Here is a 16385-nt window from a genome sequence, read left to right as displayed (position 1 = left end):
ATTATAAAGTGTGGGTGCTCCTCTTACCTCGCCAGCACCTCGACGTCCCGATCCATCGTCGAGGTGACCTTGAAAGTCGCCTGATAGGTTTTGTTGTCGTGGCGGGCGATGGCGATATATTCGCCTGCTGCAAGCACAAGCGAGGGAAAGGCGCCGATCATTTCGCGGATCACGTCACCGCCGGGCGTCAGGATGGTGAAGCTTGTGTTGGCGAGCGCTTCGCCACCCGGATTATTCACCAGTTTCAGGGTGATCTGCGCCGCGCTGTGCCTGAGCGTCGTATCGGTGATCTTGCCTGCCTGGACTTTCAAATCCGCATTGATGACCGAATTGGTCGCGCTGACCGCCCCGCCCGACACTGTATCGAGAAGGGTCGAGACGACGTGATAATTGCCTTCCGGCAGGCCGATGATCTCATCCGCCTTGCCATCCGCGAGGACGAGCTTGGCTTCGGAATTACCGCGCTCGGGCACATAAATCGAAATGCGTAGCTTGGCCGGAGCAATCGGTGTCTCACCGAGCATGCCCACGATCCTCAAGGCGCCGGCGTTGAGGACGACTTTTTCGTTCAGCGGCAAGCCGGATAAAACAATCTTCTTCGTCGCGCCAGCAAGACCATAGGTCGCATGGACCATATAGGTGCCATTCGGAAGGGAAAGGGACGGCAACGCATTATTGGCTTCCGCAATCATTTTGCGTGAGCCATTGGACTGCGTATTTTCCTCGAAAACACGCCAGATCACGCCACCCGCAACAGGGTGATTGTCGCCCTGCGTATAATAAGCGGAAAGCGAGAGGGCCGAGTGCGGGACCGGCACCGCGCCGCTGTGATTTTGCGGACGCAAAGGTGGCGGGCCGGATTCCAGCAGGGATTGACCGCAGGCCGGAGCAATGGCCGCCGCCAGGGATATCGGAACCAAAAGGGCACAAGCCCGACTTCCAAAACGCATTCTATCAATCTTCGGCATGGCGATGAAGGAGACTCGTCGCGGCCGCAGCGAGATTGGACAAAGAGAATGGTCTGAACACGAATTCCACCTCATGGCTGCCTTCCGGCACTTCGACACCACGGAAGAGAATATTCGCGTGCAGGAGCGGAACCTGCTCGCCATCAACCCTTGCTTCCCACCCGGCATAAAAGGGATCATGCAGGACAAGGATGCCCGTCTTGTCGGTTTCGACCGAGAGTGACACCCTGTTTTCCTCATAATGGGTGATAGCAACCTTTGCCTGAGCCGGCAGGCTTTGCGGTTCGCGGTTCAGGACCTCACCATCGAGATCCCCCATGCTCGATTTGTCGATCAAAACCTCATGCGCACGATCGAAGCCGGGCCAGACGGCTTCGTCGATCGCATCATCGCCATCGACCGGCCGAACCGTCGTGGCAAAATAGGCACGCGGCGCGGCCGCAGCCAGTTTGTATACATACATATGATCGCCGCCGTAAAGGAGACGCGCATCGCGCGGCCGCGGCATGTGTTTGGGCATTTTATCCAGCGGACGATCGAGAACCAGATATTCAAGGCCGAGAAGCGAAGCAAGCTTGCATGTATAGCCCCGGAACGTGCCGGGATAATGGCGCAGATTGGCGTCGCTGGCATTCTCGCCGGGTCCGACGGCCCGCTCATATTCAGCAATCCGCAGCGGATTATAGCCGATCGTATCCTCAAGCTTGAGCATCATCGAGGCATTTTGCCAGGGCCCGCTCATCCCCAGAACCTCGACGCGCGGCTTTTCCCCTGCCCCGCGCCGTAGAGACAATTCCTGGCGCAGTTTATCGACGCCGGCGGCCTCGCCCGGGGACATGGTCGCATAGATGCTGTAGCGGTCGATCGGTTCCGCATTGAGCGCCGATGCCGCATTGCGCCAGAGAATCTCTCCGCCCGTCAAGGCCACCAGCAGACAGGCCACCATGGCTCTCTGCTCCGACGATTGGAAACGGGCGAAAAGGAAGGTTGCTGCAAGACCGAAGGATAATGCGAGAGCCAATTGACCGATCGAGCGAAGGAAATGCCCTTCCTTCAAGGAAAATTCGAGGCCTTGATAGAGGAAGACGCACAGGATCAGCGCGCTCAACCCAAAGAGCAGAAACGCCTGAACTCTGGAGCCTTTGAAATCGAGGCGCGGAAGCCCGCGCAGAATGAAACAATGCAGCAGATAGCCAGAGCAAAAGGCCAAAGCGACATTGGCGAGAAAGGTCGCATCCGCTGGCCGTCGGTAGAGCGAGACACCTGGCAGCCAATCGAAGACAAGACCGAAGAATGGCGTATAGCGGCCGAGCGCATAGGCCAAAGCCGTCCCGAGCGTGAGCGTGAAGAAGAGGACCCGGCGCTCGAAGAGCCTGCCCGCGAAACAACCATGCCATACCAGCAAAAGGCACGGCACGGTGCCGATGAAGAGGTAATCGACGGAGCGGTCGGTCCAATCGGCAACGCTCGCGGTGGCGTAATTTGGTCCCCAATAATCGTAGGAGGCATCCAGGGAGCCGAAGAAATTGGGGACGAGCATGGTGACGAAATTGGCTGGATCGAGCGATCCCGCCGCGGCAATGCCGAAGGAAATTCCCGGCCGGTTGGAGGTGCCGAGAAATTGCAGTGTGAGAAGGATGGGTACCGCGAGCAGAAGGAGAATGATCCCGGCGCCGACGCCGAGAACGCCAAGGCGCTGGCGGAGATAAGCGACAGGCTGGCCAGACGCGACGGTTAAAAACAGCAGGCGGCCGACAAGAGCGAGATCAAACAGGAAGGCGACCTGATCGCGTCCCACCGACAGGAGCGCAGTCATAAAGCCGAAAGCCATGGCCGCGCGATAGGAGCAACGCGCTAGCATGGCTTCCAACGCCCATAAAGCGGCAGGGAAAAATGCATAGGACAGGATCATGCCGGTATGTTGCAGCCGCGACGATGCGGCGCCGCCAAGCATGAAGATTATCGCTGTCAGGACCGCGCCCGCCGGATGCCACCGATAGAAACGGCATAATCCCACCGTCGAGACCCCGCCAAAGAGCAGATGGGCGAAAATGACGGCATCGAACAGGCGCATTGATGCGTCGGGCGCGATCAACGCGAACAAGACCATGCTGGGGGTAAAGAGCAGCGACTGCGGATCGGCAACCGATGGATGGCCCGCGAAATGATAGGGATTCCACAAGGGAATCCGGCCCTGGCGCAGGGTATCCGCCAGAAAGCGGAACATCGGATAGAAATGGTTCTTGGAATCCCAGGGAACGACCGAACCACTCCAAGCCCAGCAGCCCAGAGCCAACAGGCTGAAGAGCAGAAGGGCCGCCAAGGCAAAAAGCGTCTGCCGGTGTGTCCAGGCTGGTACGGCCAGTTCCTCTGCCTCTTTTCCGGAAACGGCATGCCGAATGCTAAAACCCAAACCGTGAGACGGAGGAACAGCGATATCCGGAAGCGACATGAAAGAATCCAGAATGAGACGAAACGTGACGCGGATAGAAGAGAGTCTCGGCCTTGTTGCTTCCCAGGACCGGCACGATCCATGAGAAACCGCTGCCCGTAATCACGGGGCCGGATTTGGCAAAAGCTTCACGAAACCTTGAGGCAGGAAGCTAGAACATGCATCAGAATAGCCCGTTCCGCTTTGATATTCTTTAAATCTTGCTTCAGACTTTGCGCAGAGACTCTATAATCGATGCGGTTGACTACAAACAAGGTCTGCCTGGATTTGATGATGCTGGAACAGAAAACAACACGAAGCTTGCGGATTTGCGACCGTCCTTAGGGCATTTCATGCGCCATGGTAAATTCGCGGACCCGTTGCGCAATCCTATGAAATTCTTCCCACAAAGAGCATAGGGTAAAATTCCTGCTTGACGGACCAATAGCAAAGCGCCCAATGGCTCGGGTACTGGTCTAACCATAAATCCCATCAGGGAACTTTGGCGGAACACCCCATAATCTCCCAGCAAAGACACCGCTTCAGTGCCATTTGCAATCTTTCCGCATCACATGAGCCGGAAGTGACTGAAAGCGGGCCTCCACCTAATCATATTCTTTCCCTAGCCTGTGAACCCACGATGAATGACACGATCACCTTGCTCAAAGCCAGACGTTCGGCCCCCGCAGTCACCCTGACGAGCCCCGGCCCCACGGCCGCCGATCTTCAGGTGATGTTAGAGATTGCCTCGCGCGTGCCCGACCACGGCAAGCTCGCGCCATGGCGATTCATTCTGTTTGAAGGTGAAGGGCGGGATAAAGCAGGGACGATCGTTGCCGAAGTTTACGCCAAAGCACATCCCGATGCAGAGGCGAGCCGAATCGAGACGGAACTCAAACGCTTTTCCTATGCGCCTCTCGTGGTCGGCGTCGTTTCCACAGCCAAACCGCATCCGAAAATCCCGGAATGGGAACAGGTCCTGACAGCCGGCGCGGTCTGCATGAATCTCATCATCGCCGCGAATGCTCTTGGATTTGCATCCATTTGGCTATCGGAATGGTATTCTTACGATCGCGATGTCTTAAACCGTATGGGACTTGCGGAACACGAAAGGATTGCCGGCTTCATTCATATCGGCCAGGCACCAAGCCCGCGTGAAGATAGACCGCGCCCGACTCTCGCTGAAATCGTGACGCGGTTTTAAAGCCGGGGCTGCGGGATCAATCCGAGCAGCCAATCCGTAAAGTGCCGAAGCCTATTCGCAGACGCGCACGCGGTGAACCACATAAGCATCAAAGCGAGGATCCCAAACCTCGCGAGGTTCACGCCAGCAACGGACAGGGGGTGGCGGAGGCGGAGCATAGGCGTAGGAGGGCGGCGGAGCGTAAGCACCAGCAGCCGCGCTACCGGCAAGAGCCCCGAGCGCTAATCCGCCAATCACGCCCGCCGCAATAGCTCCACCATCCCCAGCCTTTGCGGGCGCGGGCGTCGCCGCAGCCACGCCAAGAACGATGGCCGTGCCGATGGCGAATTTGAAAGAGTCGTTCAAGTGACTCACGCGCATTATATCTTTCCCTATCGAAGCCAAGCATGCACCTAAATATCGATCGTTGAGACAAAAACTGCGCACCGATCGTTAATTTTCCCTTAACTGCCCCCCAATGCAGCATGGCACATGGGGATCACGAGGTTCCATTCGCTAGATCAACCGGATATCGGGGCAACTTTCCGATATTAAGGCAAGGAATGTGGAAATATCCTGCGTGTTCCAATATCAACTGTCGATGAACGAACTACGCCTTGAGGATTCTCCGGCCGAAATCCATCTGCTCATTCGGCGATCCGCTTGAATTGAAACTCAAGAAAAACCCGAACGCGATGTCTCCTCAAACCCGTTCTTCTCCGGGAATTTCAAAGCACCTTCGTCTGCCAGGCGCTCCATTCTTGCACAAACCGATTATCCATCTCTCTCTTTGAACAGGCAGCCTTCAGATGCTATTGGATGCCGCTATCGCCGCACTCAATGAAATGTTCAGCAAGCCCTTCAGAAACGTCTTTTACAAGACACTTGGGCTTACCGTCGTGCTTTTGGCTATTGCTGGATTACTGCTCGATCATTTTCTGACGAGATGGATCGTGTTTCCTTCAGGCTGGATGCAAACACTTTTCATCTGGCTAAGCGGCGCCGGTCTTATGGTCGGTCTCACTTTTCTTGTGCCGTCAATCTCATTTCTCGTCGCGAGTTTCTTCTTCGATGAATTAGCGGCGACGGTGGAGCGCGATATCGCACCTGCGAGCGGTCAAGGCAAATCCCTGCCTTACGGCGAAGCCATATGGCTTGGAATACGCTTCGCCGGCATCTCTTTGCTGGTGAACCTCGTTGCGCTGCTGCTTTTTCTCGTGCCAGGGATCAACGCGGTGGTCTTTATTGGCGCCAATGCTTATTTGCTCGGACGCGGCTATTTCGAAATGGCTGCGACGCGCTATCTACCTTTGGCAGAAGTTCACCGGTTACGCAGGGCAGAGGCTCCAAAACTCTTCGTTGCCGGTCTCATCATGGCTCTCCTGCTCGGGATTCCCATTGTCAATCTCATCGGCCCATTGTTCTGCACAGCCTTCATGGTGCGTATAACCTACGCAATTCTCGTCAAACGTATTTTCCTGATGTCATGATGGCGGCAGATGATTGTATGCAACGACGTCATGGCAAATATGTAACCAACCAATCCGCCACGATAATACAATCTCTAATGGTGGTCGGGTGGCGACATACGCTGCATGAGAACAAGGAGCAATCCGGCGCCGACGAAGACACCGAGAATACCCAGGCTCCATCCTAATTCCCGATCCGTCGTATTGTCGATATTCATGAAATTTTCGAGAACATGGATGGAAGCGATGGCAATGATCGAGGTCAAAAGTTTGGCCTTGATGTCGCCGAAATCAACGTGACCCATCCAACTCGGGCGGTAGACATTTCCTTCAATTTCAAAACGAGACACGAAATTTTCGTATCCCGTGAACATGACCATAAGCAGAAGATTTGCGATCAGAGAGAGATCAACGAGTGACAGAATCTTGGTGATGACATCGCTTAGATCGGCAAGCATACCATTAAGGAGGATATCGCTTATCTTCTGAATGAATTTCAGAAGAAGTACGATCAGGCTCAGCCCAAGTCCAAGATAAAAGGGTATGAGCAACCAGCGCGACGAGAAGAGCAGACGCTCCGCGAGTTTCTGCAGGCGCGGCTTCGATTCATGCACGACAGGAGAATCATCCATCTGTGTCTCTTCGGATGGTTTCCGCCTTCTAGAGCATTTTCAAGTGGAGCAGTTCGGAAACATCCGAACATGCTCCAGCGAGTTTAGCAGTGTCCAACTTGGATAACGCCTCGCATCATTGCAACACGATTCCTTGACATCAGCCAATGATTACGGTCCGTCAGCCTGATCCTTTTACGCCGCGGAAGCAGAAGCTGACGGCGCCTTCACTCTGAAAAAGGCCACATAAAGAGCCGGCAGGACGATCAGTGTAAGCAGGGTAGCGACAAGAAGACCACCCATTACCGCGAATGCCATCGGACCCCAAAAAACCGTCGGCGCGATCGGAATGAGACCGAGTACGGTAGACACTGCCGTCAGCATGATCGGCCGGAAGCGAGAAACCGTTGCCTCGATAACGGCGTCCCAGACATTCGTTCTCTGTTTCCGTTCAGTCTCTATCTGCTCGATCAGAATGACAGCATTACGCGCAATCATGCCAAGCAATGACAGGATTCCCAGGATTGCGACGAATCCAAGCGGCTGGCGGAAGAGGAGAAGGGATCCAATGACACCAATGAGTCCCATTGGCACGATGCTGAGAACGAGAAACAACCGGCTGAAACTCTGCAGCTGGATCATCAGAAAAGTGATCATCAGAAACAGCATCAACGGAACGCGTTCAAAGACCGAGCCAAGCGATTCCGCGCTATCCTCAACAGTACCGCCAACATCGATCGCATATCCAGCCGGAAGCGACGCGCGCAATTTATCGATGTCCGGTTCAAGAGAGGCGACCGCAGCCTGCGGCATGAAGCCCGGAGCCGTGTCGGCCTGGACCGTCAAAGTCGGCACACGCTGCCTGCGCCAAACGATCGGGAATTCCTGATCGAATTCGAAGCTAGCGATCTGGCCAAGTGGCACAGTCCTGCCATTCGGCAGGGGGATTTCAAGCGCGCGCAAGGTGGACAGCGAGACACGCTGCTCATCAAGCGCCCGCACGACGACATTGACGAGATAGATATCGTCGCGCACTTGTGTGACTGGTTCTCCGGTCATCACAGTGTTGAGGACACCCGCCAACACTTGCGAGCTCAAACCGAGGAGGCGCGCCTGATCCTGATCGATCCTGATCTTGACCGTCCGCCCGGGTTCCATCCAGTCGAAATTGATCTTACGGACCGAACCATTCGTCCCCATGACGCTCGCAAGGTTCAACGCAATTTCACGCACCTTGGTCAGGTCGGGACCACTGACTCTATATTGCACAGGCCAGCCGACGGGCGGTCCCAGCTCCAGAGGCGATACATTCGCAACGACGCTGGGAAATTTTTCAGCGAGCGTCTTTTCCAACCGGGCCTGAAGCCGGTCCCGGGCCGCGACATCCTTGGCTATGATGACGATTTGCGAAAAGAAATCATTCGCCAATTGCACGTTCAGCGGCAGGTAGAAGCGGATGGCACCACGACCGACATAGGTGCTCCAGCTCGCGACATCCGGATCCTCCTTAAGGATCGCATCCACATCATGCGTGAGCGTTTCGCTGGCATAAATGGATGCATTTTGCGGAAGCGTGAGATCGACCAGCAATTCCGGACGATCGGATGCCGGGAAGAACTGCCTGGGGACAAGCGGAAGCGCCAGAAAGGCCGCAACCAGACAGGCGATGCTGATCCCGATCGTCAGCCAGCGCGCACGCATTGCGCCGGTCAGAAGACCGCGAAACATCCGGATGAGCCGGTTCTCGGCGCCGGCCTCCTGGACGGTTTTCGGCTTTGCGAGAATTGCGACGCCCAGCAAGGGTGCGAACAGAACCGCAACGAACCAGGACACAATCAAGGCAATCGACACGACCGCAAAGATTGAAAATGTATATTCACCCGCGGAACTGCGCGCGAGGCCAATCGGCACGAACCCGGCCGCGGACACAAACGAACCCGTCAACATGGGAAAGGCGAGCGATTTATAGGCATAAGTCGCCGCCGCTTCCTTGTCGTCGCCAGCAGCCAGACGCGCCGTCATGACGTCAACCGTGGTCATGGCGTCATCGACCAGAAGGCCGAGCGCAATGATCAAAGCGCCGAGCGAAATACGCTGCAGGTCGATCCCCCAAGCCTGCATGATCGGAAAGATAAGCGCCATCGTCAGCGGAATCGACAGAGCAACGACGGCGCCGGCCCGGAAACCAAGACTGATCAGGCTCACAACCATGATGATGGCAATGGCCTGCCAAAGGGAGGACGTGAAATCGCTGATGGCAGTGTTCACCGTGCTCGGCTGATCGGCCACGAGGCTCACATCAATGCCCAAGGGCAAATCAGCCTTCGCCTCATCGAGCGCCTTCTTCACGTTCTGACCAAGCGCGAGAATATCGCCACCTGGCCGCATAGCGATCGCGAGTCCTATGGCCTGCTTGCCATTGACGCGGAAGATCGGCTGTGGCGGATCCGCATCCGCACGGCGGACTTCGGCAATGTCGCGCAGACGAATCAGCCGGCCATTCGACAGGACATTGACATCCAGAATATCATGTTCGGACTGAAACTCACCGGACACACGCAGTTGAAGGCGCTCGTCACCCGTCTGCAGGACGCCAGCCGGACTGACGGCATTCTGCGCCCTTAGAGCCGCGATAACAGCAGCGCGATCGATACCAAGACCGGCGAGCTGTTTGGTCGAAAACTCAACGAAAATCCGCTCATCCTGTGTACCAAGAAGCTCGATTTTCGTGACGTCTTTCACGTTCAGAAGACGTGAACGGATCGTCTCGACATGGTCACGCAATTCCCGCTGGCTGAACCCATCCGTCGTAAAGCCATAGATCAAGCCGTAAACATCGCCAAAATCATCGTTGAAGCCAGGCCCGATGACTCCTGCCGGCAAGGTGTGACGAATGTCGGCGATATTTTTGCGGACTTGATACCATCGATCCGGAACGTCTGCGGGACGCGTGGCCCCTTTCAGATTGACGAAAATCGTGGTCTGACCGGCGCTCGTATAGCTCCTCAGAAAGTCGAGATCCCTGGTTTCCTGAAGCTTGCGCTCAAGCCGCTCGGTCACCTGCTGAAGCGTTTCGTCCAGCGTCGCGCCGGGCCAAGCCGCCTGGACCACCATCGTTCTGAAGGTGAATTCGGGATCTTCGTTGCGGCCAAGCTGAAAATAGGCGCCAAGGCCGGCAATCGTCACCGCAATCATGCAATAGATCATGAAAGAGCGGTGTTTGAGCGCCCATTCGGAGAGATTGAGACCGCTCATGACGAAGACCCGAGAATGCGGACACGCTGGCCAGGGTGCAGAGCCTGCACACCGGCCGTCACCACGATATCACCCGGCTCAAGGCCTTCGCCAAGACGGACCGTACCGGGATCGAAACGGATGATTTCAACAGACCGCATGGACACCGTTGAAGCGGCCGGATCCACGACCCAAACGCTCGGCTTTCCCTCCGATTCCGTCAGAGCCGACGCCGGAATGGAAATACCGGCGGACGAATCAATATTCATCCGCCCGACGACGGTCGCCCCAAGACGCATGGCCGGAGGCGGATCGATCAAGGAGACCTTGACCTGGAATGTGCGCGTGACGGGATCAGCCTGCGGATCGACCTGACGCACGCGCCCGCTCGCCGTGACGCTCGGATCATCGGTCAATGCGATGGTGATCTTTGGATCCGGTGGTGCAGCCCGCAGAACTTGCGCAGGCACATTGAACACGGCATCGAGACCGCCGTCCCGCGCGATCCGGAAGATCATCTGTCCGGCCTGAACGACTTCTCCGGTTTCCGCACCGCGCGCGACGACGCTACCGGCTGCATCGGCCTTGAGCTGCGTATAGCTGACGCGATCCTCCGCGGTCCGCAGTTGCGCCCTGGCATCATCGACGGCCGACTGGCTCGATGTCAGAACCTGCTTCGCCTGATCGAACAGAACTCTGGTGGTAAATCCACGCTGAAGAAGGGATTGCTGGCGCTCGAAATTATTGCGCGCCTCGTTCAAACGTCCCTGTGCACCCGTGAGCGCGGCTTGGGCCGAACGCAGACTATTTAACTCGTTATCGGGGTCGAGCTTGGCCAGAACCTGATCAGGCACGACACGGTCACCAACATTAACCGATCGCTCAATGATCCGGCCGGCGATTCGAAACGAAAGAATCGCTTCGTTTTCTGCCTGGATATCTCCCGTCAGAGAGACCAGCTCGTTGATGTCGCTTTTCTCGATGATCGTGGTACGCACCGGCCGGGGCGCGGCCTCCTGTACCGGTGCCTCTTCACGGCAAGCGGCAAGCGGCAAAGCGCAAATGACCGACAAAGGCATAAAATATGAAAATCGGAGCTTTGCTATCAGACCGTTGCGACTCAAGCTCACTGCTGGCGCTCCCCATCACAGAATGATCGCATCTAATTCGACAGCTCGGCCATAAGCAATATGCGAAGAAAACTAATCATATGAACGGGGATTAATTTTTGGACAGGCGTCACCCTGACCATATCTTCGTCTTTATAAAATACAGCAGCCGTAAGGTGCTCATCTCTCACGAGGCAATGGGAAGCTGATTTGAAACGAGATACACGCTGTTGAAATGGCCTTATGTCGACGTTGCGTGGCTTTAAGAGCAGAGCGGGTCGCATTTCGCTCCCCGTCCGTGAAGGTCACACCCGCTCATTTCGCCAAATCATTTTCCTAAGGCATCGAGTGCGTCGCCAATACCGTGGAAGGAAACCGGTATGGTCAGATCCTGGCCAGTCGCGTCCTTGAAGAGCAGCCGGCCATCCCCCTTGGCCTCGCGCCAATTCTTCAAATCCTCCGCGCTTGGAATTCCTTCAGCGAAACATCCCCCCTGCACACAGCGGCGCCAGGTAAAATCGAGACCCCAGGGATCCTTATCGCTCGCGAAAAGCTTGACCGTACTTGGAAAGCTGACATTCGTCGGCAAGAGGACGATCGCCTGCAACGGCGCCTCCGGCATGGGCCGCCCGAGAGCGATCTTGGCGATTGGAGCAGACTGGTCCTTGAGTTGTATCGTCAGCGCCACTTCACAGTTCTTGGCATCCTTGTTGCTGTCACCTTGGCAACGCAGCGCCCAATCCCCATAATTGGTGACACTTACTTTCGGTTCGGCCACTTTTGGTTCGGCGCTCGCGGGCTTACCCTTCTGCGCGAAACAAACGCCTGCTGCCAACAGCACGAAGACGAGGGCGATCGGGACAGAGATCTTGGACATGGGGACCTGCATTAGAGAACCGTTGGATCAACGGGAGAAATCAGGCCCCACGGACGGCTCAAAAAAACCGCTCCCGCGACCAGCTTCTCCTCTTCGAGCCTGTAGAACAGGATGTGGGTCAAGAAAACCATTTCATCGGACCGTGACATTCGTCACGGTGCATCCTTTACAAATCCGCTTTGCGACGCAAATGCATTCCCTTATTCATAAGTCATGACGCTGATTGCCTCGACCCAAGAACTGGCGGATGTCTGTCGCCGGCTCACCCGCCAACCCTTCGTCACGGTCGACACCGAATTTTTGCGGGAAACGACCTTCTGGCCAAAGCTCTGCGTCGTGCAGATTGCTTCTCCAGAGGAAGTCGTCGCCGTCGATGCGCTGGCAGAAGACCTCGATCTTTCGCCCTTTTTCGAATTGATGGCGCATAAGGAGACCGTCAAGGTCTTTCACGCGGCGCGCCAGGATATAGAAATCATCTGGAATCTCTCCAAGATCATTCCCGCCCCCCTCTTCGATACCCAGGTCGCTGCCATGGTCTGCGGTTTCGGCGACCAGATTTCTTACGGGGACCTCGTGCAGACCGTCACCAAGGTCTCGCTCGATAAATCTTCGCGCTTCACCGATTGGTCCCGCCGCCCGCTTTCTCCCGCGCAGGTCGATTACGCCATCGCCGACGTCACTTATCTGCGGGATGTCTATCTGTTCATGCGCCGGAAGCTGGAGAAAAGCCAGCGCCTCTCCTGGCTGGCGGATGAAATGGCGCTTCTGAGCTCGCCGTCGACCTATGATCAACCGCCGGAGACAGCCTGGGAACGGTTGCGCAACAGGGTGCGCAAACCACGCGATCTCGGCGTGCTGATGGAGGTCGCGGCCTGGCGGGAGGCGGAAGCACAAGGACGCGATGTTCCCCGTTCGCGTGTGCTCAAGGATGATATTCTGGTCGAGCTCGCGCTTGCCGCCCCACGATCGGCCGATCATCTCGCCAATCTGCGTGCGTTTCCGCGCGGGATGGAACGCACCAAAGCCGGTACGGACATTCTGGCCGCGATTGAACGCGGTCTCGCGCGCGACCCGAAATCCTTGCCGAGGATTGAGCGCGACAGGCGGGCTGGAGGCAATGGCGCGACAGTAGAGCTTCTTAAGGTTCTCCTGCGCCAGGTCAGCGAGAGCCATGGTGTCGCAAGCAAGCTCATCGCGACCGTCGATGATCTCGAGGCGATCGCCGCCGATGACGCGGCCAATGTTCCGGCATTACGCGGCTGGCGGAGGGAGCTGTTCGGCGCGCGGGCGCTGGAACTGAAAGCCGGAAACCTCGCCCTGACAGTCGAAAAGGGCAAGGTCGTCCTTCTCGAATGGCAGGACGGCGAACCGCCACACACCACCGAATAGGCACAACCTGCCGAAACCCCTTGAAAAGCACGGATTGCTTGGACAGCATTCCGTGCTTTTTTAGCTCAATATCAGAATGCTGGGATCACAAGCTGCTGTGATCCTTCTTGTTCGGCGCAAACCATCGCCCTGCAGTCAGGGGGCGAAAAGGCGATGATCCAGGTTCATCGCCTTGCGATATCAATCGTCAAATTTATCCAGCTTGCGATGTTCGGCCTGAATTTTTCTGACCGTACCGGTAGCCGAGCGGAAAATGATCGTCTCGGTCCGAATGATGTTCTTTTCGAACCGGACTCCGCGCAGCAGGGCACCGTCCGTCACGCCCGTCGCGCAGACAATCGTATCGCCAGACGCCAGCTCGTTGAGCTTATATTTCCGGTTCGGATCGGCGATCCCCATCTTGTGTGCACGTTCGATCTTGGCTGGCGTGTCGAAGATCAGCCGTCCCTGCATCTGGCCGCCGACGCAGCGCAGCGCGCCCGCCGCGAGGACGCCTTCCGGCGCGCCGCCGATGCCGAGATAGAGATCGATCCCGGTTTGCTCCGGCTCGGTCGTATGGATGACGCCGACCACGTCACCATCGGTGATCAGACGGATGGCGACACCGACCTTGCGGCATTCGGCGATCAGATCCTTGTGCCGCTCGCGGTCCATGATCATTACCGAAATCTCGCTCGGCTTGACACCCTTCGCCTTGGCGAGAGCATGGATATTGTCGGTGGCGCTCGCGTCGAGGTCGACCACGCCTTCCGGATAGCCCGGACCGATCGCGATTTTCTGCATATAGACATCCGCCGCATTGAGCAGCGTGCCGGTCGGCGCCATGGACAGAACCGCGATCGAACCCGGCATGTCCTTGGCGCAAAGCGTCGTGCCTTCCAGCGGATCGACGGCAATATCGATCTTCGGTCCGCCCTTCAGGCCCACTTCCTCGCCGATATAAAGCATCGGCGCTTCATCGCGCTCACCTTCACCGATGACGATACGGCCATCGATAGGCAGGCGATTCAGCTCCTTGCGCATGGCGTCCACGGCGGCCTTGTCGGCGGCCTTCTCGTCGCCACGTCCGCGCAGGCGCGCGGCAGCCACCGCCGCCCGTTCCGTGACACGCGCGAATTCGAGCGAAAAAATGCGATCGCTGATGTCCGGGCTCTTGATGAGGAGATCAGGCATTAAGGGTCCTCGTGGGTAAAGCGAAAACGGGAAGCGGCGCGACCGCCTGCATCGGGGCGGCGACGGTGAACCCTTGTTCAGCTCTGTGGTTCAACCGTCATATAGAGAAACGCAAAATGAACCGGATTGGCGGGCGATTCTCTGATTGGATTGAGCGTATAGGCGGGAAAAATGGAAAATTCGAGAAGGATACGGCTGCCGAATGATCCATTCGAAGAATTATATTAGAGTATTTTCAGCTTAACAATAAAGTCTCGTCAGACATTCCCTGTTGGTTACAGGCGTTTTAGGGAATGCGTCGGGCTTGCGCTCTCGAAGAAAGGTGTTTGGAGCGCCCCGACATGAGGGATGATTCGCAGGCTGTCGAATGCGAGAAGGGCCTTTCATTCTCTCTCGATGCGGATCAGTTGCGGCTTGTCGGCGAGAAATCCATCCTTGATGACCGCCTCAAGCACCTCACGCACCGTTTGTTCATGGGTGGCATAGGTGACGAGAATAACCGGCACCGCACCACTTGGCTGCATGCCGGGCCGCTGGCGCTGTACGATGCTTTCCAGAGAAATCTCGCGTTCCGCCATGCGCTTGGCAATCGCTGCCACGGCGCCAGGCCGATCCTGTACGGAAAGGCGGATATAATAGCCGCCCTGATGCAGCCGCAGCGGCGGACGCGGCGGATTGGCGAGACTCGCCACAGGAAGGCCAAACGGCGCCGAACGGACACCCCGCGCAATATCGGCAATATCGGCGACAATAGCCGAAGCAGTCGCCTCCCCGCCGGCCCCAGGTCCCGCAAGAGTCAATTCGTGCACGGCATCGGCGTCGATCGTGACCGCGTTGGTCACACCCATGATCTGGGCAATGGCCGAGGTTTTGGGCACCATGCTCGGATGCACCCTTTGTTCGATTCCTTCCGCCGAACGCTGGGTGACGCCGAGCAGCTTGACCCGATAGCCAAGTTCTTCCGCCGCCCGCAGATCATCCAGGCTGATCGATTCGATCCCCTCGACACTGACACTCTCCGGGTCGATCGCCGTTCCAAAGGCAAGCGTCGCGAGAATCGCGAGCTTGTGGGCCGTGTCGAAACCGCCGATGTCGAAGGTGGGATCGGCCTCGGCATAGCCGAGCTTCTGCGCCTCGCTCAGACAGGTTTCAAAGGATAGCCCCTCCAGTTCCATCCGGCTGAGGATGTAATTGCAGGTGCCATTCAAAATGCCATAGACGCGCTCGATCGAATTGCCGGCAAGGCCTTCCCGCAGGGTTTTGACGATGGGGATGCCGCCAGCGACGGAAGCCTCGAAAGCAAGCGCGAGATTTTTCTCCTCGGCCAGAGCGGCGAGCCGCATGCCGTGGCGCGCCAACAAAGCCTTATTGGCCGTCACCACTGATTTGCTTGCTGCAAGTGCCTGTTCCACCGTGGCAAGCGCGGCGCCCTCGGCCCCACCGATCAATTCCACAAAAACATCGATCGAGTCGGAACGCGCGAGCTCCAGCGGATCATCGAACCAAGTGAAACGGGAAAGGTCGATACCCCTTTCCTTCGCCCTGGTGCGGGCGCTGACCGCAGTCACCACCAGCTCGCGGCCGGTTCGATTCGCCAGAGCCTCGGCCTGTCGGTCGAGAAGTTTTATCACGGAAGTGCCGACGGTCCCGAGACCCGCAATGCCGACACGCAGGGGTCGCTGCATGGGAGTATGATTCCGATACTCAATGACCCCGTGAAAGCGCCAGGCCTTCACGGTGGAGGGGGCTATTGGCGCAGAACCCCGCGCCGACAGGCTTGCGGTGGATCCGCGCCTGCCGCCAGCGCAAGACCGGCGGGCGACTTTTGCCCTATTTTCAAGCCATGATCAAGAAAACGCAACCTCCGGAACGGAATACCCATTGCCGCTGCGGAGAAACATTGCCGCCGCGCTCTCAAACAGGCACTTTCGCTCGGCGTGC

General features: G+C 57.2%; 12 protein-coding genes. 3 read left to right on the top strand and 9 right to left on the bottom strand.

Annotated features, from left to right (window positions below):
- Positions 1-23: 23 nt before the first annotated feature.
- Both DL88_RS14105 and DL88_RS14100 read right to left on the bottom strand, forming a co-directional pair.
- The gene (locus tag DL88_RS14105; protein WP_245270847.1) at positions 24-950 is read right to left on the bottom strand and encodes an RgsD C-terminal domain-containing protein; all 927 of its coding nucleotides are present in this window, start codon (positions 948-950) and stop codon (positions 24-26) included.
- 4 nt (positions 951-954) lie between these two features.
- Complete coding sequence (locus DL88_RS14100; RefSeq protein ID WP_156971113.1) at positions 955-3420, bottom strand: YfhO family protein; 2466 nt, start codon at positions 3418-3420, stop codon at positions 955-957.
- A gap of 619 nt (positions 3421-4039) precedes the next feature.
- Here DL88_RS14100 and DL88_RS14095 point away from each other — a divergent pair.
- Entirely contained in the window at positions 4040-4603 is a 564-nt protein-coding gene (locus DL88_RS14095) for a nitroreductase family protein (RefSeq protein ID WP_034997237.1), read from the top strand.
- Positions 4604-4654: 51 nt separating this feature from the next.
- Here the strand turns inward: DL88_RS14095 and DL88_RS14090 are convergent, their stop codons facing one another.
- A complete protein-coding gene (locus tag DL88_RS14090) occupies positions 4655-4963 on the bottom strand; it encodes a hypothetical protein (protein WP_051955986.1) in 309 nt (102 codons plus the stop codon).
- 428 nt (positions 4964-5391) lie between these two features.
- Between DL88_RS14090 and DL88_RS14085 the strand changes: the two genes are divergently transcribed.
- Entirely contained in the window at positions 5392-6072 is a 681-nt protein-coding gene (locus DL88_RS14085; RefSeq protein WP_034997236.1) for a sulfate transporter family protein, read from the top strand.
- A gap of 74 nt (positions 6073-6146) precedes the next feature.
- Here the strand turns inward: DL88_RS14085 and DL88_RS14080 are convergent, their stop codons facing one another.
- The 4 genes from DL88_RS14080 to DL88_RS14065 all read right to left on the bottom strand — a co-directional run bounded on the left by DL88_RS14080 (position 6147) and on the right by DL88_RS14065 (position 11882).
- The gene (locus tag DL88_RS14080; RefSeq protein ID WP_034997235.1) at positions 6147-6683 is read right to left on the bottom strand and encodes a TIGR00645 family protein; all 537 of its coding nucleotides are present in this window, start codon (positions 6681-6683) and stop codon (positions 6147-6149) included.
- A gap of 174 nt (positions 6684-6857) precedes the next feature.
- Positions 6858-9917, bottom strand: coding sequence for an efflux RND transporter permease subunit (locus tag DL88_RS14075; protein ID WP_034997233.1), 3060 nt, complete (start codon positions 9915-9917; stop codon positions 6858-6860).
- Positions 9914-10975: an efflux RND transporter periplasmic adaptor subunit gene (locus tag DL88_RS14070; protein WP_034997231.1), complete on the bottom strand. Its 1062-nt coding sequence runs from the start codon at positions 10973-10975 to the stop codon at positions 9914-9916. The genes DL88_RS14075 and DL88_RS14070 overlap by 4 nt, the downstream gene beginning before the upstream one ends.
- 358 nt (positions 10976-11333) lie before the next feature.
- On the bottom strand, positions 11334-11882 hold the full coding sequence (locus DL88_RS14065; RefSeq protein ID WP_169741585.1) for an invasion associated locus B family protein: 549 nt from the start codon (positions 11880-11882) through the stop codon (positions 11334-11336).
- Between the two features lie 213 nt (positions 11883-12095).
- Here DL88_RS14065 and rnd point away from each other — a divergent pair, with 213 nt between their 5' ends.
- Positions 12096-13271, top strand: a complete 1176-nt coding sequence (rnd, locus tag DL88_RS14060; protein WP_034997226.1) for a ribonuclease D — start codon at positions 12096-12098, stop codon at positions 13269-13271.
- Between the two features lie 180 nt (positions 13272-13451).
- Here the strand turns inward: rnd and glpX are convergent, their stop codons facing one another.
- Both glpX and DL88_RS14050 read right to left on the bottom strand, forming a co-directional pair.
- Positions 13452-14444 (bottom strand): class II fructose-bisphosphatase, encoded by a 993-nt coding sequence (glpX, locus tag DL88_RS14055; protein WP_034997224.1) that lies wholly within the window; start codon positions 14442-14444, stop codon positions 13452-13454.
- 383 nt (positions 14445-14827) lie between these two features.
- On the bottom strand, positions 14828-16129 hold the full coding sequence (locus DL88_RS14050) for a homoserine dehydrogenase (RefSeq protein ID WP_034997222.1): 1302 nt from the start codon (positions 16127-16129) through the stop codon (positions 14828-14830).
- Positions 16130-16385 lie beyond the last annotated feature (256 nt).

Source organism: Beijerinckia mobilis (assembly GCF_000745425.1).
Lineage (GTDB): Bacteria > Pseudomonadota > Alphaproteobacteria > Rhizobiales > Beijerinckiaceae > Beijerinckia > Beijerinckia mobilis.
Note: the sequence above shows the minus strand (reverse complement) of the source record. Positions and strands in the feature narration are given on the sequence as shown.

Excerpts from the sequence above, each read along its gene's own strand:
- DL88_RS14090 (WP_051955986.1), bottom strand. The coding sequence starts at position 4,963 with ATGCGCGTGAGTCACTTGAACGACTCTTTCAAATTCGCCATCGGCACG.
- glpX (WP_034997224.1), bottom strand. The coding sequence starts at position 14,444 with ATGCCTGATCTCCTCATCAAGAGCCCGGACATCAGCGATCGCATTTTT.
- rnd (WP_034997226.1), top strand. The coding sequence starts at position 12,096 with ATGACGCTGATTGCCTCGACCCAAGAACTGGCGGATGTCTGTCGCCGG.
- DL88_RS14100 (WP_156971113.1), bottom strand. The coding sequence starts at position 3,420 with ATGTCGCTTCCGGATATCGCTGTTCCTCCGTCTCACGGTTTGGGTTTT.
- DL88_RS14105 (WP_245270847.1), bottom strand. The coding sequence starts at position 950 with ATGCGTTTTGGAAGTCGGGCTTGTGCCCTTTTGGTTCCGATATCCCTG.
- DL88_RS14065 (WP_169741585.1), bottom strand. The coding sequence starts at position 11,882 with ATGTCCAAGATCTCTGTCCCGATCGCCCTCGTCTTCGTGCTGTTGGCA.
- DL88_RS14075 (WP_034997233.1), bottom strand. The coding sequence starts at position 9,917 with ATGAGCGGTCTCAATCTCTCCGAATGGGCGCTCAAACACCGCTCTTTC.
- DL88_RS14080 (WP_034997235.1), bottom strand. The coding sequence starts at position 6,683 with ATGGATGATTCTCCTGTCGTGCATGAATCGAAGCCGCGCCTGCAGAAA.
- DL88_RS14095 (WP_034997237.1), top strand. The coding sequence starts at position 4,040 with ATGAATGACACGATCACCTTGCTCAAAGCCAGACGTTCGGCCCCCGCA.
- DL88_RS14050 (WP_034997222.1), bottom strand. The coding sequence starts at position 16,129 with ATGCAGCGACCCCTGCGTGTCGGCATTGCGGGTCTCGGGACCGTCGGC.
- DL88_RS14085 (WP_034997236.1), top strand. The coding sequence starts at position 5,392 with ATGCTATTGGATGCCGCTATCGCCGCACTCAATGAAATGTTCAGCAAG.
- DL88_RS14070 (WP_034997231.1), bottom strand. The coding sequence starts at position 10,975 with ATGCCTTTGTCGGTCATTTGCGCTTTGCCGCTTGCCGCTTGCCGTGAA.